This window comes from Streptomyces sp. NPDC029138 (assembly GCF_055564375.1).
The window spans coordinates 80,535-101,130 of record NZ_JBVHWM010000031.1 but is presented as its reverse complement, the minus strand read 5'-3'; the positions used below and the strand labels follow the sequence as shown (position 1 = coordinate 101,130).

General features: G+C 73.2%; 14 protein-coding genes and 3 pseudogenes. 5 read left to right on the top strand and 12 right to left on the bottom strand.

Annotated elements, in window-relative coordinates; genetic code table 11:
- The coding region (locus ACZ4WH_RS23815; protein WP_468183551.1) for a LacI family DNA-binding transcriptional regulator at nucleotides 1-425 on the bottom strand (425 nt) is incomplete at its 3' end.
- Between the two features lie 282 nt (nucleotides 426-707).
- On the opposite strand from ACZ4WH_RS23815, the gene ACZ4WH_RS23810 reads away from it, so the two are divergent.
- Nucleotides 708-2,279: a carboxylesterase/lipase family protein gene (locus ACZ4WH_RS23810; RefSeq protein WP_468183566.1), complete on the top strand. Its 1,572-nt coding sequence runs from the start codon at nucleotides 708-710 to the stop codon at nucleotides 2,277-2,279.
- A gap of 671 nt (nucleotides 2,280-2,950) precedes the next feature.
- Here ACZ4WH_RS23810 and mmuM read toward each other — a convergent pair.
- Complete coding sequence (mmuM, locus tag ACZ4WH_RS23805) at nucleotides 2,951-3,880, bottom strand: homocysteine S-methyltransferase (RefSeq protein WP_468183548.1); 930 nt, start codon at nucleotides 3,878-3,880, stop codon at nucleotides 2,951-2,953.
- A gap of 169 nt (nucleotides 3,881-4,049) precedes the next feature.
- On the opposite strand from mmuM, the gene ACZ4WH_RS23800 reads away from it, so the two are divergent.
- From ACZ4WH_RS23800 to ACZ4WH_RS23785, 4 genes are all read left to right on the top strand, one after another.
- Nucleotides 4,050-5,156 (top strand): glycoside hydrolase family 43 protein, encoded by a 1,107-nt coding sequence (locus ACZ4WH_RS23800; RefSeq protein ID WP_468183545.1) that lies wholly within the window; start codon nucleotides 4,050-4,052, stop codon nucleotides 5,154-5,156.
- A gap of 1 nt (nucleotide 5,157) precedes the next feature.
- Nucleotides 5,158-6,567 (top strand): RICIN domain-containing protein, encoded by a 1,410-nt coding sequence (locus ACZ4WH_RS23795; RefSeq protein WP_468183542.1) that lies wholly within the window; start codon nucleotides 5,158-5,160, stop codon nucleotides 6,565-6,567.
- A gap of 108 nt (nucleotides 6,568-6,675) precedes the next feature.
- Nucleotides 6,676-8,406 carry a DUF2264 domain-containing protein gene (locus ACZ4WH_RS23790; RefSeq protein WP_468183563.1) on the top strand — a complete coding sequence of 577 codons (1,731 nt, stop codon included), beginning with the start codon at nucleotides 6,676-6,678 and terminating at the stop codon, nucleotides 8,404-8,406.
- Nucleotides 8,407-8,471: 65 nt separating this feature from the next.
- On the top strand, nucleotides 8,472-9,284 hold the full coding sequence (locus tag ACZ4WH_RS23785; protein ID WP_468183539.1) for an isocitrate lyase/PEP mutase family protein: 813 nt from the start codon (nucleotides 8,472-8,474) through the stop codon (nucleotides 9,282-9,284).
- Here the strand turns inward: ACZ4WH_RS23785 and ACZ4WH_RS23780 are convergent.
- The 10 genes and pseudogenes from ACZ4WH_RS23780 to ACZ4WH_RS23735 all read right to left on the bottom strand — a co-directional run bounded on the left by ACZ4WH_RS23780 (nucleotide 9,218) and on the right by ACZ4WH_RS23735 (nucleotide 20,502).
- Nucleotides 9,218-9,934, bottom strand: coding sequence for an alpha/beta fold hydrolase (locus ACZ4WH_RS23780; protein WP_468183536.1), 717 nt, complete (start codon nucleotides 9,932-9,934; stop codon nucleotides 9,218-9,220). The two genes, ACZ4WH_RS23785 and ACZ4WH_RS23780, sit on opposite strands and share 67 nt — an antisense overlap.
- Nucleotides 9,927-10,511 (bottom strand): TetR/AcrR family transcriptional regulator, encoded by a 585-nt coding sequence (locus ACZ4WH_RS23775; RefSeq protein ID WP_468183533.1) that lies wholly within the window; start codon nucleotides 10,509-10,511, stop codon nucleotides 9,927-9,929. The genes ACZ4WH_RS23780 and ACZ4WH_RS23775 overlap by 8 nt, the downstream gene beginning before the upstream one ends.
- Nucleotides 10,512-10,569: 58 nt before the next feature.
- A complete protein-coding gene (locus ACZ4WH_RS23770) occupies nucleotides 10,570-12,105 on the bottom strand; it encodes a hypothetical protein (protein ID WP_468183530.1) in 1,536 nt (511 codons plus the stop codon).
- Nucleotides 12,106-12,118: 13 nt separating this feature from the next.
- Nucleotides 12,119-13,444, bottom strand: a complete 1,326-nt coding sequence (locus tag ACZ4WH_RS23765; RefSeq protein WP_468183527.1) for a jacalin-like lectin — start codon at nucleotides 13,442-13,444, stop codon at nucleotides 12,119-12,121.
- Between the two features lie 70 nt (nucleotides 13,445-13,514).
- Nucleotides 13,515-14,687: an MFS transporter gene (locus tag ACZ4WH_RS23760; RefSeq protein WP_468183524.1), complete on the bottom strand. Its 1,173-nt coding sequence runs from the start codon at nucleotides 14,685-14,687 to the stop codon at nucleotides 13,515-13,517.
- The gene (locus tag ACZ4WH_RS23755; RefSeq protein WP_468183522.1) at nucleotides 14,684-17,578 is read right to left on the bottom strand and encodes a glycoside hydrolase family 2 TIM barrel-domain containing protein; all 2,895 of its coding nucleotides are present in this window, start codon (nucleotides 17,576-17,578) and stop codon (nucleotides 14,684-14,686) included. Before ACZ4WH_RS23755 ends, ACZ4WH_RS23760 begins: the two co-directional genes overlap by 4 nt.
- A gap of 12 nt (nucleotides 17,579-17,590) precedes the next feature.
- A pseudogene (locus tag ACZ4WH_RS23750) lies at nucleotides 17,591-18,268 on the bottom strand (carbohydrate ABC transporter permease); the annotation flags it as partial.
- Nucleotides 18,241-18,498 (bottom strand): annotated as a pseudogene (locus ACZ4WH_RS23745) (sugar ABC transporter substrate-binding protein); the annotation flags it as partial. The pseudogenes ACZ4WH_RS23745 and ACZ4WH_RS23750, both read right to left, overlap by 28 nt.
- Nucleotides 18,499-18,712: 214 nt before the next feature.
- Nucleotides 18,713-19,156 (bottom strand): annotated as a pseudogene (locus ACZ4WH_RS23740) (glycoside hydrolase); the annotation flags it as partial.
- 95 nt (nucleotides 19,157-19,251) lie between these two features.
- Nucleotides 19,252-20,502, bottom strand: coding sequence for an ROK family transcriptional regulator (locus tag ACZ4WH_RS23735; RefSeq protein WP_468183519.1), 1,251 nt, complete (start codon nucleotides 20,500-20,502; stop codon nucleotides 19,252-19,254).
- Nucleotides 20,503-20,596 lie beyond the last annotated feature (94 nt).

Below are 20,596 nucleotides of genomic sequence, written 5' to 3'. Positions count from 1 at the left end.
GACGCAGACGTTCGTGCGGTTTCACCAGCCACTCCGGGGTAGCCGTGTGTGGTCGTTTCGCCCGCCCCTGCGCTTCTGGGGTGGCCCCCCCCCCGGCCCCCCCCCCCCCCCCCCGAGACCACCACCTCCAGGCCCGCCTCGTACGCCGCCGCCTCCACCCCGTGCAGCACCGCGCCCGACCAGGAACTCTCCAGCGAGTGCAGCACCAGGTCCACCAGGCCCGGCGCCTTCCCCGCGTCGAAGCGGGGGCGGCGCACATAGCCGAGCCGGTCGAGCGCCTCGGTCACCCGGCGGCGGGTCTCCGGGGCCACGTCCTCCCGGCCGTTGACCACCTTCGACGCGGTGGGCACCGACACGCCCGCCTCCCGGGCCACCACCGCCAGCGTCGGCCCGGCCGCCACGCTCGCACTCCCCGCACGGACCATAGGGAACCACCTCTCCGGCCCGCCCCTGGGCCATCGAAAGTTGCGACCAACGCTGCTTCCGCGACCGCCGTACCGGCCGGGCAGAAAGCGCTTCCTACGATAGGTGCGCGTCAAGACGGCGGGAAGACGGGGGAATTCACGGGATGGCGCCGACAGAGACTTTCGAAACTCCCGCGTACGCCGAACAGCCCACATCGAGACCTGTGCACCGGAATAGGTCCGCGCGATGTGGTGCTCTGGATGAACACTGCACGCGCGTGTGTGGCGAAGGGCTGGTGGGCGATGACGGCAGACCGGACGGGCCCCGTGGTCAGAACGCCCTACGGGGCCGTGCGCGGCCGATACGAGCGGGGGATCGCGGTCTTCCGGGGCATCCCGTACGCCGCCCCGCCCTTCGGCCCCCTCCGGTTCCGCCCACCTCGTCCGCCCGAGCCCTGGGACGGCGTCCGGGACGCCGGTGCCTTCGGACCGACCGCGCCGAAGCCGCCGTACTCCGAGGCGTTCGCCCAGTACCTGTCCGACCCGGTGATCCCGGGCGACGACTGCCTCAACCTCAATGTCTGGACCCCCGAGCCAGGACCCGGCGCCCGGCTCCCCGTCCTCGTCTGGCTGCACGGCGGCGCGCTGACCAGGGGCTCCTCGGCCGTACCCGTGTACGACGGCAGCGCCTTCGCCCGCGACGGAGTCGTATGCGTCTCGGCCAACTACCGGCTGGGCGTGGAGGGCTACGGCCTGTTCCCGGACGCGCCCCCGAACCCCGGCCTGCGCGACCAGCTCGCCGCGCTGCGCTGGGTGCACGAGACGATCGAGGCCTTCGGCGGCGACCCCGGCCGGATCACCCTGTGCGGCCAGTCGGCCGGTGCCATCAGCGCCGGCGTCCTCCTCGCCGCGCCCCAGGCGCAGGGTCTGATCCGGCGGGCGGTCCTCCAGAGCGGCGCGCCCGAGGCCTGCGACCGCGACAAGGTACGGCGGATGGTGCGCCGGATGGCCACCCGGCTGAAGGTCCCCGCCACCGCCGAGGCGTTCGCCGCGGTCGACCGCGAACTGCTGCTGCGCACCCAGGCCGAGGTCGGCCGGCTCAGCAGCCCGGTGCTGGGCGGACCGGCGTTCGGCGTCGTCGTGGACGGCGACCTCGTGCCCCGCGACCCGCTGAAGGCGCTGATCGAAGGCACCGCCGCCCGGGACGTCGAGCTGCTCATGGGGTGGACCCGGGACGAGTACCGGCTGTGGCTGGTGCCCGGCGGACTGCTGGAGCGCGTGGACCGGCTCGGCGCGGTCGCCCTGGCCGGGGCGATGGCCCGCTGCCACGCCGGGCACGAGGTGCCGCGCGGCTACCGTGCGCTGCGCCCCGACGCCGGGACCGCCGAGATCGTCGGCCAGATGGTCACCGACCACCTGCTGCGGGTGCCGCTGCACCGGATCGCCGACGCCCGCCCCGGCGGGGCCCACCTGTACGAGTTCGCGTGGCCGTCCCGCCTGCCCGGCCTCGGCGCCTGCCATGCCCTCGAGCTGGGGTTCGTCTTCGACAGCGGGGGCGTGCCCGAGTCGCAGAAGCTGGCCGGTGAGGGCGCCCCGCAGGAGCTGGCCGACGCGATGCACGCCGCCTGGGTACGGTTCGTGAGCACCGGGGACCCGGGCTGGGCGGCCTGGGACGCGACCCATCCGGTGCGCGTCTTCGGCGACGGTGTGCCGCACACCGTGTACGGACCACGGGACGCGGAAGTCGGTCTCTGGGCGCCCGTCTCCGGCATCCCGGAACCCCCTCCCCACCAGTCCGTCCCCCGTGCCCCCGGCGCCGAACTCGCCGCCACCCTGCGCCGCCTGCGCCGCTCGGTGGCCACCCTGCGCCGCTGACCCCCCTCACGGGGCCCAGCAGGCCGCGCCCAGCGCCCGCCGCATCGGCCGGTACGCCGAGCCGGGGGTAGCCGCCTCTTTGGGTGGGGGCAGGCGTATCGGTTGGTACCCGGAGTCGGGGCAGCCGCGTCTTTGGGTGGGGCCTGGGCGTATCGGCCGGTACCGCGAGCCGGGGACAGCTACCTCCGGAGGGGGTGCATCGGCCGGTACCCCGAGTCGGGTGGAGCCACCTGTCGCGGATGGTTCGGCGCTTCAGCCGGTGCACAGAGCCAGGGCCAGCCGCGTCCGGGGCGGCGCTCAGGCATATCGGCCGGTGTCCCGAGTCGGGGCGAGCCACGTGTCCCGGACGGGGTTCGGGCGCACCAGCCGGTGCCCGGAGTCAGGGCCGGCCGCGTCCGGGGCGGCGCTCAGGCGTATTGGTTGGTACCCGGGATCGGGTGGAGCCGCGTCTTTGGGTGGGGCCTGGGCGTATCGGCAGGTATCGCGAGCCGGGGACAGCCACCTCCGGAGGGGGTGCATCGGCCGGTACCCCGAGTCGGGGCGAGCCACGTGTCCCGGACCGGGTTCGGGCGCTTCAGCGGTGCCCGGAGTCAGGGCCGGCCGCGTCCGGGGCGGCGCTCAGGCGGGTCGGTCGGTGCCCGGGGCGCGGGCGGTCGCGTGACGGGCCGGGGTCAGGCGCCGGCCCCCAGTGTCGCGGCGATGGACGCCACCCCCTCCGGTCCCACCCGGCAGCACCCCCCGATCAGCCGTGCTCCCGCCTCCCGCCACGCGGTGACCTGCTCGGCGCCGAACGTGGTGCGCCCGCACCAGGCCCGTGCCCGCGCGTCCCAGCCCTCCCCGCTGTTGGGGTACACCACGACCGGCTTGCCGGTGACACGCGCCGCGATCTCCACCGCGCCCCGCACATCCTCCGGCGCACAGCAGTTGACGCCGACCGCGATCACCTCGTCCGCGTCGGCGGCGGGACCGAAGGCCTCCTCCAGGGGCTGGCCGGCCCGCGTCCGCGGTCCGTCGACGGTGTACGACAGCCAGGCCGGCACCCCCAGCCCCCGCACCGCCCGCAGCAGCGCGGCGGCCTCGTCGGCGTCCGGGACGGTCTCCAGCGCCAGGACGTCCGGCGCGGCGGCGGCCAGCACCTCCAACCGGGGCCGGTGGAACCGCTCCAGCTCGGCCACGCTCAGCCCGTACCGGCCGCGGTACTCGGAGCCGTCCGCGAGCATCGCCCCGTAGGGGCCGACGGAAGCCGCCACCCACAGCGGCCGTGCGATGCCCGTGTCCGCCGCCCGCCGGGCCGCCTCCCGGGCCAGTTCCACGCTGAGGGCGAGCAGCCGCGCGGCTTCGTCGCGGTCGATGCCGCGCTTGGCGAAGCCCTCGAAGGTGGCCTGGTAGCTGGCCGTGATGGCCACGCTCGCACCCGCGCGGAAGTAGGCGAGGTGGGCCTCGGTGACCGCTTCGGGCCGCTCGGCGAGCAGCCGTGCCGACCACAGCTCGTCGCTCAGGTCGTGCCCGGCCGACTCCAACTGGTTGGACATGCCGCCGTCGAGCACGACCGTCCCGGCGGCGAGGGCGTCGGCGAGGCTGGGGGAGGTGCGGCTGGTCATGGTCACGACGTTAGTCGAACGGTATGCAGAAAGGGCTTTCCCTCCCGTCGCGCTTTCTCTGCCGGACCCATTGACCCCCTCGTGGCCCACCCTTACCTTTTCGGCGTTCGGAATGGCAGATGGCGTTCGAAATGGCGAACCCATGCTTCTTCACCGAGAGGCAGTCCGCATGAGCCGAGACCCCCACCTTCCCCCGTCCCCAGCCCGCCGCCTGCTGCTGAAGGGCGCCGCGGCCGTCGGCGCGCTGGCGGCCACCTCCGCGACTCCCGCCCTCGCCCAGGCGGCCCCCACGACCCCGGAGACGGCCCCGAAGGCACCGCCGACGAGGCCCTACGCGAACCCCCTCGTCCTCCAGCGCGCCGACCCGCACATCACCCGCCACACCGACGGCCTGTACTACTTCACGGCCACAGTCCCCGAGTACGACCGCATCGTCCTGCGCCGCTCCCGCACCCTGAACGGCCTGTCCACGGCCGCCGAGTCGGTGATCTGGCGGGCGCACGCGACCGGTCCGATGGGCGCCCACATCTGGGCGCCCGAGCTGCACCGGATCGGCGGCAAGTGGTACGTCTACTTCGCCTCGGCCCCGGCCGAGGACGTGTGGGCCATCCGCATCTGGGTGCTGGAGAACGCCGACGCCGACCCCTTCCAGGGCACGTGGGTGGAGCGGGGCCAGATCAAGACCGCGTGGGAGACCTTCTCCCTGGACGCCACCACCTTCGAGCACCGTGGCACCCGCTATCTCGTCTGGGCCCAGCACGAACCCGGCATGGACAACAACACCGCGCTGTGGATCTCGAAGATGGCCGACCCGTGGACCCTGACCGGGCCCCAGGTCCGGCTGTCCACCCCCGAGTACGACTGGGAGTGCGTCGGCTACAAGGTCAACGAGGGGCCGTACGTACTGCGACGCAACGGCCGTGTCTTCCTCACCTACTCGGCCAGCGCCACCGACTGGCACTACTGCATGGGTCTGCTGACCGCCGACGCGCACAGCGACCTGCTGGACGCGCGGAGTTGGGCCAAGTCGCCCGTCCCGGTCTTCACCAGCAACGACACCACGAAGCAGTACGGCCCCGGGCACAGCTGCTTCACCGTCGCCGAGGACGGCCGTACCGACGTCCTCGTCTACCACGCCCGCCAGTACAAGGAGATGACCGGCGACCCGCTGCACGACCCCAACCGGCACACCCGGGTCCAGAAGCTCGGCTGGAAGCCGGACGGCACCCCGGAGTTCGGCATTCCCGTCGCCGACACCGTGACGGAGGGCGCGTGAGATGAGACGCGCGTACGCGATCCTGCTCGCCCTGTGCTGCGCCCTCGCCGGCGCCCTGGCGACGGCCGGCCCCGCCCAGGCGGCCCCGCGGACGATCGCCAACGGCACGCGGTTCACGGACACCTCCGGCAATCCCGTGCACGCCCACGGCGGCGGAATCATCAAAGTCGGCGCCTATTACTACTGGTTCGGCGAGGACCGCAACAGCGACAACACCTTCCGGTCCGTGGACGCGTACCGCTCCACCGATCTGCGGAACTGGGAGTTCCGCGCCCGCGTCCTCACCCAGTCCTCGGCCACCGAACTGGCCACCGCATACATAGAACGCCCCAAGGTCATCTACAACGCGGCCACCGGCAAGTTCGTCATGTGGATGCACAAGGAGAACGGCACCGACTACAGCGAGGCGCGCGCCGCCGTCGCCGTCTCCGACACCGTCGACGGGACCTACACCTACCGGGGCAGCTTCCGCCCGCTCGGCCAGTACATGTCCCGCGACCTGACCACGTACGTCGACACCGACGGCACCGCCTACATGGTGTCGGCCGCCAACGAGAACTACGACCTGCACCTCTACCGGCTCACCGCCGACTACACCGGCATCGCCGGCCTGGTCGCCAACCCGTGGCCCGGCGGGCACCGCGAAGCGCCCGCCCTGTTCAAGCGGGGCGGCGTGTACTTCATGCTCACGTCCGGTGCCACCGGCTGGAACCCCAACCAGCAGCAGTACGCCACCGCCACCTCCCTCGCCGGCCCCTGGACCTCCTGGAGAGACGTCGGCGACTCCACCGCCTACGGGTCCCAGACCGCCTACGTCCTTCCCGTGCGGGGCAGTTCGGGGACCTCGTACCTGTACCTGGGCGACCGCTGGGGCAACTCCTTCGGCGGCACCGTGAACGACTCCCGGTACGTCTGGCTGCCGCTGACCTTTCCGACCTCCACCTCGATGAGCATGTCCTGGTACCCGGAGGTCACCGTCGACACCACCACCGGAACGGTCAGCGGCACCAGTGCCACCTACCGCACGCTGATCGCCCGGCACAGCTCCAAGTGCGCCGACGTACCGAGCCAGTCCCTGTGGCAGGGCGTCGCCGTCAGCCAGTACACCTGCAACGGCGGCGCCAACCAGAAGTGGTGGTTCAAGGACCTCGGCAACGGCTACCAGGCGCTGGTGGGCCGGGGCAGCTCCCTGTGTCTCCAGGAGAACGCGAGCGACGTCACGCAGGAGAACTGCACCGGCGCCACCGGCCAGCAGTGGTCGGTCACGACGTCCGGCTCGTACGTCACCGTCAAGGCCCGGACGACCGGTGAGTGCCTGGACGTGTCGGGCGCGTCCACCGCCGACTCCGCCGCGCTCATCACCTACGCCTGCAACGGAGCGGCCAACCAGCAGTGGACGCGTGGTACGTGACGGTGTGTCTCGTACCCCGGGCGCGGTAAGGGTGTGATGAACCCCCGGGGCGCCCCGACCGGAACCGGGGCGCCCCGGGTCCCGCCAGGAAGGACGGCCACCGCCGTGATCGAACTGCCCGCCGACGACCGTGTGTCGAGCCCGTACACCGGCTACACCCGCGCCCACTGGGAGGCCGCCGCCGACGCCCTGCTCACCGCCGTCGAGGCGTACGCCACTCCCGACCAGGCCCTCTACCACCTGCCCGGTGACCATGTGAGCCACGCCGGCCACCTCTCCGACGGCCTCGAAGGGTACGCGCGCACGCTGCTGCTGGCCGCGTTCCGCCGCGACGAGACCGCGCTCGGCCGGTACGCCGAAGGCCTCGCGGCCGGTCCCGGCGGGGTCTGGCCGCGGATCACGGACCGCAGTCAGCCGCTGGTCGAGGCCGCCTCGATCGCGCTCGCCCTCCGGCTCACCCGGCCGCTGCTGTGGGACCGCCTGGGCGACGCCGTCCGCGAGCGGACCGCCGCCTGGCTGACGGACGCGCTCACCGCCGAACCCTGGCCGTGCAACTGGGAGTTGTTCCCGGTCACCGTCGGCGGCTTCCTGGCGGAGATCGGCCACCAGGAGGACGCGGCGCGCAAGGCGATCGACCGGGGACTGGAGCGGGTCGAGCGCTGGTACGTCGGCGACGGCTGGTACACGGACGGGGACGGCCGGAAGTTCGACTACTACAACGGCTGGGCCATGCACCTGTACACGGTCCTCCACGCCTGGCTGGCGGACGACAGCGACCTGCTCGCCCGCTACGGCCGGCGGTTGTCACGCCACCTCGCCGACCATGCCCGCCTGTTCGGCGCCGACGGCGCCCCCCTGCGCCAGGGCCGCTCCCTCACCTACCGCTTCGCGACCACGGCCCCGCTCTGGCTCGGCGCCCTGACCGGACACACCCCGCTGCCCCCGGGCGGGACACGGCGCCTGGCCTCCGGCGCGCTGCGGTACTTCCTCGACGGAGGCGCGGTCGACGAGCGGGGCCTGCTGCCGCTCGGCTGGCTCGCCCCCGACGAGTCCCTCGTGCAGACCTACTCCGGCCCCGCCTCGCCGTACTGGGCGAGCAAGGGCTTCCTCGGCCTGCTGCTGCCGCCCGGGCACGAGGTGTGGACGGCACGGGAGGAGCCGGGCCCGGCCGACCGCGCCGACGAGGCCCACCCCGTACCCGCGCCCAACTGGCTGCTCCAGACCACCCGTTCGGACGGCCTGGTCCGGCTGCACAACCACGGCAGCGAGGACGTCCGCTACGACCCCTGCTACACCCGGCTCGCCTACTCGACCGCCACCGCACCCGCGCCGTCGTACGACAACAGCGTGATCGTCGGCGGCGACCCGAGCCGTACGGAGATCGAGCCGCTCGGCACGGGTGAGGGATGGATCGCCTCCCGGCACACCGTGCGCGCCGGGACCACCGTCACCACTCTGGTGGTGGTCCGGGGCGCCGTGGAGGTGCGGGCCCATCTGGTGGCGGGCGCGGCCCCCGGGACGCCGGTGCGGGTGTCGGGCTGGCCGGACGGGGAGGGCGTACGCGCCGAACTCGCCCCGGTCACCGGCCTGTCGGCGGAGCTGACCGGGACGACCGGGGACGGTGAGGCCGCGCTGTTCGTGGCACTCGCCCGGCTCACCGAGGAGCCGGACCCGCTGCCGCTGCGGGAGCTGGTGTCCGTGGCGGTGCGGGAGAGCGACGGGGACGAGCGCGGCTACGAGGTGCGGGTGAGCTGGTCCGAGGGGCCGGCCGCCGCCTTCCGGTTCACGGCGTCGCAGGAGGTGTCCGCCCGCCCGTCCTGGTCGGTGACGCCCTGGTGAGGCGGCGGGGAGGGGTGCCGGTCGTTTCGGTGGGTGCCGAAACGACCGGGGTCTAGCGTGGCCGTATGACCGCAGAGCCCGACCCGGCCCCCTCCTTCGCCGGCCTCCACCACCGTCCGGGCGAGCCGCTGCTGCTGCCCAACGCCTGGGACCACGCCTCGGCCGCCGCCCTCGCCGCCCGGGGGTTCCCCGCGATCGGCACGACGAGCCTGGCGGTCGCGGCGGCCGTGGGGCTGCCCGACGGGGAGGGCGCGACCCGCGGGCACACCGTCCGTCTCGCCCTGGTCCTCGGCTCCGGGCCGTACCTCCTCTCGGTCGACGCCGAGGACGGTTTCAGCGACGACCCGGACGAAGTCGCGGAGCTGGCCCGCGAGGTGTGGGCCGTCGGGGCCGTCGGCATCAACCTGGAGGACGGCCTGGGACCGGCGGCCCGGCACGCGGCGAAGATCGCCGCCGTCAAGGCGGCCGTACCGGGCCTGTTCGTCAACGCCCGTACCGACACCTACTGGTCGGGCGACGGCGACGAGAAGGACACCCTGCGCCGGCTCGACGCCTACCAGGAAGCGGGCGCCGACGGGGTGTTCGTCCCGGGCGTCACCGACCCGGAGCGCATCGCGGCTCTCGTCCGGCACACCGCCGTCCCCCTCAACGTCCTCTACTCGCCCACCGGACCCACGCTCGACCACCTCGCCGCACTCGGCGTGCGCCGCGTCAGCCTCGGCTCGCTGCTGTACCGGCGGGCGCTGGGCGCGGCCCTGGACGCGATGAGCGACATCGCGGCCGGGCGCGCCCCGGCCGGTACGACCCCCTCCTACGGCGACGTCCGCGCGCTGGAACGCAGCGTCTCGGCGAGCGCGTCGGCGAACTCCACGGGGTGATCCAGCGTGCCGAGATGCCCGCCGGGGAATTCCGTGAAGGCGCAGCCCGTGCGCATGGCGAGGAACTCGGCCGTGCGGTGCGGGAGTTGACCGCGTGAGGCCGCGCCGGCGGCGATGGTGAGCCGGCCCGGGGGCGGGGCGAGGGCGGGCGTGTGCGCGGTGAACGGGCGCAGGACGCGGGCCAGGAAGACGCCCATCGGGGTCGCCGACTCGCCCTCGGCGGGCGGCCGTCCCGGTCCGTCAAGCTGTTCGATCAGCTCGGCCCGCCGCGCCGCCCCGTCCGGCAGGACCGTCACGCACGGCGGTTCGTGCGCGACCACGTGCGCCAGCCGCCCGGGGTGGCGCGCCAGCAGGTCCAGCACCGCGATGCCACCGGAGCTGGTGCCGAACACGGACGCCGTCTCGCCCGCCGGCAGCACCTCCTCCAGCACCCGCCGCGCGCCCTCGCTCCAGTCCGCGACCTGCTGCTCGGCGACCGGACGGCCGAGCCGGCCGTGCGCGAGGCCCAGCGGGTCGTACGTCACCACGGTGAAGCGCGTGGCCAGCCGCTCGGTCAGCGGCCCGAGGCCCATCGGATGCCCGGCCCCGCCCGGCACGAGCAGCAGCACGGGACCACGGCCCGTGACGTCGTGGTGCGGTGTGTCAGTCATCGTTCCGCTGCTCCCGGGGCCAGTGTGCGAGGGTGACGTGCAGGGCGTCGACGGCCTTGTCCCAGGAGGCCCGCACGTCCCGGTCGGCGCCGAAGCCGCCCGCGCCCTCCAGGAGGCAGTAGCCGTGGAAGGTGCTGCGCAGCAGGCGCACCGCGTCCGTCAGGTCCGGTTCCTCCAGGCCGTACGCGCGCAGCATGCCGTAGGTGATCTGCGCGGTGCGGCGAAGTGCGGGGGAGTCGGCGATGAGGGCCTGGTCGATGCGGATCTGGGTGGCCGCGTACCGGCCCGGGTGCTCCAGGGCGTAGTCGCGGTAGGCGTCGGCGAAGGCCCGCAGCGCCTCCTTGCCCGCCCGCCCGGCCACCGCCGCCGCGATCCGGTCGATCAGCTCGCCGCCCGCGTGCAGGGCGAGCCGGGTGCGCAGGTCCTGGAGATTGCGGACGTGCGAGTACAGGCTCGCGTCCTTGACGCCGAAGCGGCGGGCCAGCGCCGAGATGCTGACGCGGTCGAAGCCGACCTCGTCCGCCAGTTCCGCGGCTGCCGCCACCAGCCGTTCGACGGTGACTCCCACCCGGGCCATCCGCCCACCTCCTTGGCTTCCTAGGCTGCATCCTAGACCCTCTAGGAGGCGAGGGGTGTCAACAGTGCGTGCCCCGCGCCCTGACCAGGGCCACGTCCTCCGCGCGCAGCCGCAGGGCGTGCCGGGCGGTGTCCTCGCCGCGCGCGGGGTCGGGGTCCCACAGCCAGACGGTGTCGCCGCTCGCCTGGAAGGACAGCACCGGGTGCCGGACGGGTACCGGGCCGTTGATGACGGGCACCTCGGCGTCGAGCGGCTTGACGCAGACCAGTTCGCCGCGCAGGCCGAAGTAGGCGGGCGGACGCCGGCCCGCCCGTACCGCGTCCATCGTCCGGTCGGCGGCCTTGCCGACGCCGTTGAGCGCGCCGACCACCACGGTGAGCACCGCGACCAGCATCATCAACGGCAGCACCCACGGCACGAGTCCGGCCGCACCGGTCTGCACGTGGAAGTGCCGGGCCCAGCCGCCCAGTGCCAGCAGCACCAGACCGCAGCCCACCGCCGTGGCCAGCGGCCGGAACGCCACCGCGTACTGCCAGTAGAACGCCACGTGCACCGAGTCCACGGGGATGCCGAAGAAGTCCTCCAGGTACATGGCGTGCAGGAACGACCCGACCCACGGCATCACGAACGGCACGGGCGCGGCGAGCACGGGCAGGAACCACTGCATGTTGCGGCTGAACCAGGACTCGCTCAGCGCGTACCACAGGCCGAACACCGTGAAGGCGATGAGCGCGCACAGGGCGAACGCGGCGAGCTGGCGACCGGTACCGACGTCGCCGGAGTCCGCCCACATGTAGCCCAGGAAGGCGGGACCGCCGGTGAGGACGACCCCGCAGCCCAGCGCCACGAGCCACGGCCGGGGTTCGTTGGAGGTCACCCACCGGCCCACCGGCCGGCACAGGCCCACCGGTATCAGCAGGGCCGGGAACCGCCATGGCGTCGCGCAGGCGCCGAGGACGATGCCGCTGAGGACGCTCGCGCACGCGACCAGGCAACCCAGCGCGATCGTGAGCGACTTGCGCCGTGGATCGGCCCAGCCGTCGCGCGGGGCCGGGCCGATCGACCTGCGGAGGCCGTGCGCCTCGGGATCGAACGGCGCGCCTCCCAGGGTGCGGCTCTCCAGCTCGGCCTGCGCCTGCTCCCGCTGCTCGTCCGTGTGCGCGCCGCGCAGGTGCAGGGTGTGCCCGACGTCCCAGCCGCCGACGGCGATCCAGTGCTCGGCGAGCCACCGCAGGACCGGCCCGGCCCCGTCCGGCACCTTGTGATGGACGTGGTACGTCGTCACCGGCTCGGCGGCACCGGGGCGGATCAGCTTGGCCTCGCGCACCCACACGTCGAGCCGGCGCCGGGACGCGAGCGAGGTCAGCTGTTCGACCGCCGTGGACCTGGCGGTGAGGCGGGAGCCCCGGAGCGGGACGTCGACGACCAGCGCGGTGTAACCGTCGTCCGTGCCGATCGCGTTGGTGTCCCGGGCCGGGCGCACCCGCCAGCCCTCCTGGGCGGTGAACACCTCGGTCGCCAGCTCGCGTTCGTCCGGTTCGTCGCGTACCTCCACGACCAGGCGGACGCGGCGGTTGTAGGGCTGGGCTGCCACCCGCGTACTGTACTCAGCCGATCGGCGCGTACAGCACCCCCAGCTTGTCGATCTCGTCGCCCGCGCGGCCGGTGAAGCCGACGATCTGCCGGCCGGTGGGGGCCGTGAAGGTGGTGGTGTCGGCCGTCGCCGTGCCCGCCGACAGGGTGCGGCCCCGGTCGGTGGTGAAGGCGGCCGAGAAGATCCGGGTGCGGCCGTCCTTCTGTCCCTCGCTGAGCCTGACCGAGGTGAGGTGTTCCCCGGCGGCGAGGGTGAGGGAGGCGGCCGTACCGCCCGTGCCGCCGTGGCCGAGGACGGTACCGCCGTCGTGGGTGAGGGACACGGCGTCCAGGCGGGCGCCGCCGCGCAGGGCGAGGGTGCGCGGGGCGGGCACGGCCGGCAGGTCGTCGGCGTCGTTGAAGGCCGTGCCGTGCGGGCCGCCGAAGAAGTCGCTCGCCCGGAGCTTCGGGTTGAGGGTGTAGGAGAAGCCGACGGTGTGCGGGAAGTGGTCGGAGAGGTTGCCGCCGGCCGTGTCGAGGAAGTTCGTCCACTCGTCGTGGTAGCGGGTCGCGGTCAGGGAGACCAGGTCGCTGCCCCGGTAGAGGACCTTGTCGACCACCTCGCAGTCGTCGGGCGGCGCGGACGCCGGGCACAGCAGCGGATCGGAGCCCTGCGCTGGGGCCGTACCGCCCTTGACCAGGCGCACCCAGGCGTCGGTCAGGCCGTTGTCGGCGACCAGCGTGCGGATGTTGTCGCCGGCGCGGGTGTACCGGGTGTTGGTGTCGCCCATCACGATCACCGCGTTGCCCGCCGAGTTGGCCCGAATGAAGGCCGACAGTTGCGCGATGTTGGCACGCCGGGCGGCCAGGGCGTCGTCGCTGTCGTCGGCGTTGGGATGCGCGTTGTACAGGTCGACGTAGACGCCCTCGGAGAGCCTGACCCGGGCCAGGGTGAAGCCCTTGGGAGTGAGGCAGTTGGTGCCGGTGCAGTCGTTCCACTTCACCCGCTCGAAGTCCTCGAACGGGTAGCGGGACAGGGTGTTCAGGCCGTCGCCGATGCCCGCGCCGCCGCTGGTCGCCGTGCGGTAGGGGTGGTCGTCCCCGGCGTAGAGCGCCGCGTGGTAGTTGAAGTCCTCCTGGACGTTGACGATGTCGTAGCCCGCCAGTCTCGGTGAGATCAGCGGGGTGTTGGTGGCCGGATGGCTGGAGCTGAGGCCCTCCGGCAGTCCGGCCACGTTGTACGTCAGGACGCTGAAGGTCCCTGGATCGGCGGCCTGGGCGGTACCGGTCGAGGCGGTGAGTCCGGCGAGGGCGAGTGCGCCCGCCGCGAGGATGCCGAGAAGTCTTCTGTTCGGTCGCATGCGGGTCATGTTCACGCCAACAACCGCAGTTTTAAAGGGGGTTGGGAAAACGGTCGCGTGAACAGTCGTCTCACGGGACGTCCCTCCCGGTCAGCCGGATCAGTGCCACCGTCGCCGGCAGCGACGCGGCCGACAGCACGGTCAGCAGCCAGGGCACGGCGTGGATGCCGGACGCCTCGATGCCGACGCCCAGCAGCGGCGGCGCCGCCACCCCGCCGGCCATCGAGGCGGCGATCACCCATGCACCGGCCCGCCGGGCGCCCGGCAGCGCCCGGTTGAGCCAGGGCAGCCCGGTCGGGAAGACCGGCGCGATGAACAGCCCGACCCCCGCGTACGCCACCGGCGCGACCGGCTCGGCGAGGGACAGCAGCAGGCACCCGGTCATCCCCGCCGCGCACACGGTGAGAATCCGCTCCGGTGAGTGCCGCAGGGTGAGCGGTACGACGAGGAAACGGCCCGCGGTCATCATCAGCCAGTACACGGAGGTCGCCGACGCGGCCACCGTCGCGCTGTAGCCGACGGTCTCCAGATGCGTCGGCTCCCAGCCGCCGACCCCGGCCTCGACGGCCACGTTGAGGATGTACAGGGCGAGGAAGCCGAGGAGGACGCGGGGCAGGCCGAGAGCCGCCGGGGGAGTGCCGGCCGGCGTCGGCCCGTCCGCACGGGTGCGTACGCCCCTCGTGCCGCACACCGCCAGCAGCGCCGCCAGCCCCGCGCAGCCCGCGAACGCCCAGGCGTACCGCTCGGGTCCCGCCCACGCCACCACCGCCGGGCCGAGGACCGCGCCGATGCCGAAGTGGGCGTTCAGGACGTTCAGCAGGGCGGTGGAGCGGTCCCCGAAGCCGACGGCGAAGAGCTGGTTCAGGCCGTAGTCGATGCCGCCGAAGCCCAGCCCGCCGAGGAACGCGGCGGCCAGCGCGAGCGGCCAGCCGGGCGCCCACGCGAAACCGGCCGCCCCCGCCGCCATCAGGGCGTAACTCGCGGTGATCAGCGTCCGGTTGCTGATCCGGGCGTGCACGGCGTTGAAGGCGAGGACACCCGCCACACCGCCGGTGAAGTGCAGGCTCAGGCCGAGGCCCGCGCCGGACGGGGACAGGCCGTACTCGGCGCGCAGGCCCGGGACCGCCGGGCCGTGGAGCGCCTGGAGCATGCCGATGAGGACGAAACCCGCGCAGGACGCGACCGCGGCCGGCCGGGAGAAGAGCCGGCCGGCCGCGGTGGGCGTCAGGACCGTGTCGGTCACCTGGTCTCCGCGGTGACGGACGGGGAGAAGACGAACGAGAACTCCGCGGGCTCGGCCCGCAGGTGGTACTGGGGCAGCGGGGCCGGACCGCAGGACTGGGAGCCGATGCCGTGCTGGCCGTGGTCGAGATTGACCCACACGCCCGGGGCGGAGCCGTTGTCGGACGCGGTACCGGGCACCAGATCGGTGCGGTGGGCCGCCGCGTCCAGCTGCTCGGTGGTCCAGCGGCGGGCGGTGAACCAGTACGCCGGGTCGCCCTCGACGCGCAGGCCGCCCAGTTCCGCCCAGCGGACGTCGATCCGGGCGCCGTTCTCCTGGGGGCGGACGTACGGCGTCTGCAACTCGTCCACGGTCGACTGCCAGCGAGCGATCCGGGACGCCGTCCGCGTGTCCGGGTACGCCTCGCCGGGCCCGCCGCCGTACCACCGCACACGGTCGGCCGCGGGCAGTCCGAAGCGGATGCCGAGGCGGGGCAGCGGGACGGTCCAGTCGCCGTCCGGGACGGTGGACACGGTCAGCCGCACCCGGTCGCCGTCCGACGTCCAGCGGTACACCGCCGACAGTCCCAGCTCCCGGGCGGCCGGCGCCACCCGGGTGCGGACCGTGAGCGCGTCCTCGCCGACCTCGACCGCGTCCAGGCGGTGCCGCATCCGGTGCAGGCCGAGCTTGCGCCACAGCAGGCCGTAGCGCAGGTCGCTCTGCCAGGCGGCACCGTCGTCGTTGTCGGTGGTGGCCCGCCACACGTCCAGGCGCAGACCCGTGACCGGTACGGCGCCGATCGTCCGCAGCGCCCCGGTGCGGGCGTCGAAGGTGGCCGGGCCGAGGGTGATCACGCCGTCGCCGGGTGCCGGGCGGGCGGTCGCGGCGACGTACGGCGTCCGGCGCGCCGACACCGGGAGCTGGCCCCAGGCGACGACATGGTCCCGCGGCGCCCAGGAGGTGCCGGAGGCGAGCACCGCCCGGACGGTCCAGTACGCCTCGCCCGCCGGGGCACCGGCCGGTACGGCGGGCAGCTTGACCTCGGCGGACTCGCCGGGCGCGAGGGCGGGCACCGACAGGGTGCCCGAGTCCACCGGCTCGCCCTCGACCTCGTACGACCAGGAGAAGGCCAGCGCCGACAGGTCCGCGAAGTCGTACTTGTTGGTGACGCGGACCGTGCCGGCGGTGCCGTCGCCCGTGACGGCGACCGGCTCGATCACCTTCTTGAACTCGACCAGGCCGGGGGAGGGCCGCCGGTCCGGGAACAGCAGGCCGTCGCAGACGAAGTTGCCGTCGTGCAGCTCCTCGCCGAAGTCGCCGCCGTAGGCGTAACCCAGTTCCGGGTGGGCGATGCCGTGGTCGATCCACTCCCAGACGAAGCCGCCCTGGAGCCGGTCGTGGGCCTCGAACAGCCGCTGGTAGTCGGCGAGTCCGCCGGGGCCGTTGCCCATGGCGTGCGCGTACTCGCAGAGGATGAAGGGGAGTCCACGGCGCCTGAGCGGACCGCCGTCCAGACGCCGGCCGATCCGCTCGACCTCCGCGTGGCCCGCGTACATCCGTGAGTAGACGTCCGTGTCACGGCAGTTGTGGTCGCCCTCGTAGTGCACGAGCCGGGAGGTGTCGCGGGCGTGGATCCACTCGGCCATCGCGGTCAGGCCCCGGCCGGTGCCGGCCTCGTTGCCGAGCGACCAGATGACGACCGACGGGTGGTTCTTGTCCCGCTCGACCATGCGGGCTGCCCGGTCGAGCAGGGCCGGGGTCCAGCGGTCGTCGTCGACGGGGTTGTCCCGCCAGCCCTGCTCGGTGAAGCCGTGCGTCTCCAGGTCGCACTCGTCGATCACCCACAGGCCGTACTCGTCGCACAGGTCGAGGAAGGCCGGGTGCGGCGGGTAGTGGGAGGTGCGGACGGCGTTGATGTTGTGCCGCTTCATCAGCAGCACGTCCTCGCGCATGGTCGCGAGGTCGAGGGCCCGGCCCCGTTCCGGGTGCCACTCGTGCCGGTTGACGCCCTTGAAGAGCACCGGGCGGCCGTTCACCTTGATCAGGCCGTCCGACAGCTCCACCGTACGGAAGCCGACGCGCAGCGGCACCCGCTCGCCCTCGGTGGCCAGCACACCGTCGTACAGCCTCGGCGTCTCCGCCGTCCACGGCTCGACCGGGACGGTCACCCGCTCGCCGGTCGGGATGTCGATACCGAGGTCCGGGACGGTCACCCGGCCCGCCACGTCGGAGTCGACGCGCAGGGTGCCCGTGCCGGACACGTGGTCGTAGGAGGCGTGCACGAAGAAGTCCCGTACGCTGCCCGCCGGCCGGTGCAGCAGGGTGACGTCCCGGAAGATGCCCGGCAGCCACCACTGGTCCTGGTCCTCCAGGTACGAGCCCGCCGACCACTGGTGGACGCGCACCGCCAGCACATTGCCCGTGGCCCTCAGCAGCGGGCCGACCGCGAACTCGTGCGGCAGCCGGGAGCCCTTGAACTCGCCCAGCTCGGTGCCGTTCAGCCAGATCCGGGCGCAGGACTCCACACCGTCGAAGCGCAGCACGGCGTCGCCGTCGGCCGGCCAGTGCGAGGGCAGGTCGAAGACACGCAGATGGTCGCCGGTCGGGTTCTCGGTCGGCACCCGGGGCGGGTCGACCGGGAACGGGTAGAGGTGGTTGGTGTAGGCGGGGGCGCCGTGGCCCTGGAGCACCCAGTGGCCCGGGACGGAGACCTCCGCCCAGTCACCGGCGTCGTACCCCTCCGCCGCGAAGGAGTCGTCCTGGGCGTCGGCCGTGTCCGACAGCCGGAACCGCCAGCTGCCGGCGAGTGAGAGGGACGGGGCGTCGGAGGACGCGTACCAGGCTCGCGGCGGGAGCGCCCCGGACCCCGGTGAGACGTCCTCGACGTAGTCCGTGCGGGTGTGGAAAGACATCGGTCTCCTAGCTCAGCCCTTGATGCCGGTCTGCGCGATCCCCTGCACCAGCCAGCGCTGGAGGAAGAGGAACACGAACAGCAGGGGCAGGATCGAGATGGCGGTCGCCATGAAGATCAGGTGGTAGTTGACGGTCTGGTTGGTCATGTACGACGACAGCGCGACCTGGACGGTCCAGGCGCTCGGGTCCTGGCCGATGACCAGCGGCCACAGGAACGAGTTCCAGCCGCTGATGAAGGTGATGGTGGCGATCGCCGCGAAGAAGTTCAGCGAGTTGGGTACGACGACCCGCCAGTACGCGCCCCAGTAGCCGAGCCCGTCCACGCGCGCCGCCTCCTCCAGCTCCTTCGGGAACCCGAGGAAGTACTGCCGGAACAGGAAGCAGGTGAAACCGCTGAAGAGGCCCGGAACGATGAGGCCGCGGTAGCTGTCGACCCAGCCGAGCGACGACACGAGGACGAAGCTGGGCACGAAGGTGACGGCCGTGGGGACCATCAGGGTCACCAGCACGGCGTAGAAGACCTTGTCGGCGTGCCGGTACGGGATGCGGGCCAGGGCGTAGCCGGCGAGGGAGCAGACGAACAGCGTGCCGACGGTGTGCAGGACGCCGACGACGAGCGAGTTCGCCATCGACCGGCCGAAGTCGACCGTGGGGTCGTCGAACGGCTCGGTGATGTTGCCCCACTGGATGTGTGCGTGGTCACGTTCGTCTTGGAGTAGGCCTTCGCGTACCGCTTGATCGCCTGTTCGGTCCCCGCCTCCCCGTACGCGTGGAAGTACTGGACGAGCTGCTTGCCCGAACCGGAGCCACCGCCCCGGCCGTTGTTGCCGCCGCACGCGGCGAGCGTGCCGGCCGCGGCCAGGCCCGCGGCGGCGCGGAATATCGATCGGCGGTCCCAGGTGCTGCTCTGTGCCGACATGGTGGCGTCCTTGTCTGTCGGGTGCGACTGCGGCTCTCACCCCGGCGGCCAGGCGGCCTCGCATCGGGGCGTGGTGCGGGACGCTAACCTTCGGCTAAGGCTTCGGCAAGGGGTTGGACGAAGCCCGTACGAGTTGTTGTGCGCCGTTCGGGATGGCGAACGCCCGTGCAGGGCAGGCGAGATGAGGGCCGCCGGGTCAGGGGAGTGACCGGGTCAGATCTTCGACGCCGTACTCGGCGGCGGCGTGGAGGAAGTAACGGCCGGCCTCGTCCTTGCTCCAGTCGTAGCCGCCGTCCGGGCTCAGGAAGTCCTCGGGGGCACGCGGCGCGTACGTCACACCGGTGCCGCCACCGCCGATGTTGTAGCGGTACGAACTGAGGTCCAGGCCGTCCTCGGAGAACAGCAGCCGGGCGACCCGGGCCCGGACCTCCGGGTCGAAGTTCTTGAGGTCGTTGACCCACCAGGCGCCGGACGCGCCGATGTTGTCGATGGTCTGGGCGGCGTGGGGGGAGACCTCGGCGGCGGCCGGGATGCCGGCGAGGCCGGCGGCGCTCGCGGGCGGGGAGGCGAGCAGGGCCCCGGTGACGGCCAGCGCGGCCGAGGCGGTCAGCAGGACCGGTCTGCGGGTGCGGGGCCCGGGGATGCGGAGCCCGGGGATTCGGGGCCGAGAGGTGCGGGGCGGCCGGGAGGTGAGGGACCAGGAGGGTCGGGGCCGAGAGGTGCGGAGGTCGGACACGTGCATCCCTTCCGTCGTCACGAAGGCGGTGCGGTACGGCTCCTTGCGGGGGTGGTGGTGCGCTTGGTGCTGGTCCGCTGCCCGACGGACTGCAACGCCCCCTCCAGCGCGAACGTGGCCGCGCCGAGGGACACCGGGTCGGTGGGGATCGGGGAGAGGACGATCTCGGTGGCGGCCAGTGGCCGGCCCAGGGCATGCCGGGCGACCGCCCGGCGGACCTCCCCGAGCAGCGGCTCCCCCAGCCGGGAGGCCACCCAGCTGCTGAGGACGACCACTTCGGGGTTGAGGAGATTGATCAGGTCGGAGATGCCGGCGCCGAGGTAACGGGCCGTGTCCCGGACGACCTTGAGCGCGACCGGGTCGTCCTGGGCGACCGCGCGGGCCAGCGCGTCGATGGTGGCCGTCTGGTCCTCGGGGTGCAACAGGGCGGAGCGCGGGTCGAGTTCGCGCAGGCTCTGCATGATGCCGGGCGCGCCGACGTACGTCTCCACGCAGCCGTGGTTGCCGCAGTGGCACAGCCGGCCGTCCAGTACGAGCGTGGTGTGCCCCCACTCGCCGGCGCTGTTGCTCACCCCCCGGTGCAGACCGCCGCCGAGGGCCAGACCGGCGCCGACCCCGGTGCCGAGGTTGACCACGACGGCGTCCCCCCGGCCCCGCGCCGCGCCGAACCACAGCTCGGCCACCGCGCAGGCGCGCAGCGGGTTGTCCAGGTACAGCGGGTAGGCGATGTGTTCGGCGAGCAGGTCGAGCAACGGCACGTCGTGCCAGTCCCAGTTGGGCGCGTACTCGGCGACCCCGGTGTCCCGGTCGACCTGCCCCGGCACGCTCACACCGACGCCGAGCACCCGGGCCGCCTCGATGCCGGCCTGGGCGACCACCGAGCAGACCGCGGCGGCGACATGCCCGACCACCTGCTCGGGCCGGCTCTCACCGGGCCGCATGTCCTCGTCGGCGCGGGCCAGCACGTTCAGCGCCAGGTCGAACAGCTCCACGTGGACGTACGTCTCCGCGATGTCGACGCCGATCAGCGCGCCCCCCGACGCGTTGACCGCGACCAGCCCCCGGGGGCGGCCCCCGGCCGAGTCCTCGAACCCGACCTCGGTGATCATGCGGAGGTCCAGCAGTTCACCGACGAGCGTGGCCACCGTGGCGAGGCTCAGCCCGGTGGCCGCGGCCAGCTCCTGACGGGAGGTGGGAGACTCGGCGATGATCTGGCGCAGCACCTCGTAGCGGTTCGCGGTGCGGATGTCACGTGATGTGCGCTTCACGCGGCTGCCCCTCCCCTCCCGTGCGGACCAGTGCGGGCCGGGGCGGCATCGGCACCGGCGCGGACGTCAGGCTATGGGCTGGGACGGACTTTCG

Coding starts and splice junctions, on each gene's coding strand:
- ACZ4WH_RS23810 (WP_468183566.1), top strand. CDS start 708: ATGACGGCAGACCGGACGGGCCCCGTGGTCAGAACGCCCTACGGGGCC.
- ACZ4WH_RS23795 (WP_468183542.1), top strand. CDS start 5,158: ATGAGACGCGCGTACGCGATCCTGCTCGCCCTGTGCTGCGCCCTCGCC.
- ACZ4WH_RS23775 (WP_468183533.1), bottom strand. CDS start 10,511: ATGGCCCGGGTGGGAGTCACCGTCGAACGGCTGGTGGCGGCAGCCGCG.
- ACZ4WH_RS23780 (WP_468183536.1), bottom strand. CDS start 9,934: ATGACTGACACACCGCACCACGACGTCACGGGCCGTGGTCCCGTGCTG.
- ACZ4WH_RS23765 (WP_468183527.1), bottom strand. CDS start 13,444: ATGCGACCGAACAGAAGACTTCTCGGCATCCTCGCGGCGGGCGCACTC.
- ACZ4WH_RS23755 (WP_468183522.1), bottom strand. CDS start 17,578: ATGTCTTTCCACACCCGCACGGACTACGTCGAGGACGTCTCACCGGGG.
- ACZ4WH_RS23800 (WP_468183545.1), top strand. CDS start 4,050: ATGAGCCGAGACCCCCACCTTCCCCCGTCCCCAGCCCGCCGCCTGCTG.
- ACZ4WH_RS23785 (WP_468183539.1), top strand. CDS start 8,472: ATGACCGCAGAGCCCGACCCGGCCCCCTCCTTCGCCGGCCTCCACCAC.
- mmuM (WP_468183548.1), bottom strand. CDS start 3,880: ATGACCAGCCGCACCTCCCCCAGCCTCGCCGACGCCCTCGCCGCCGGG.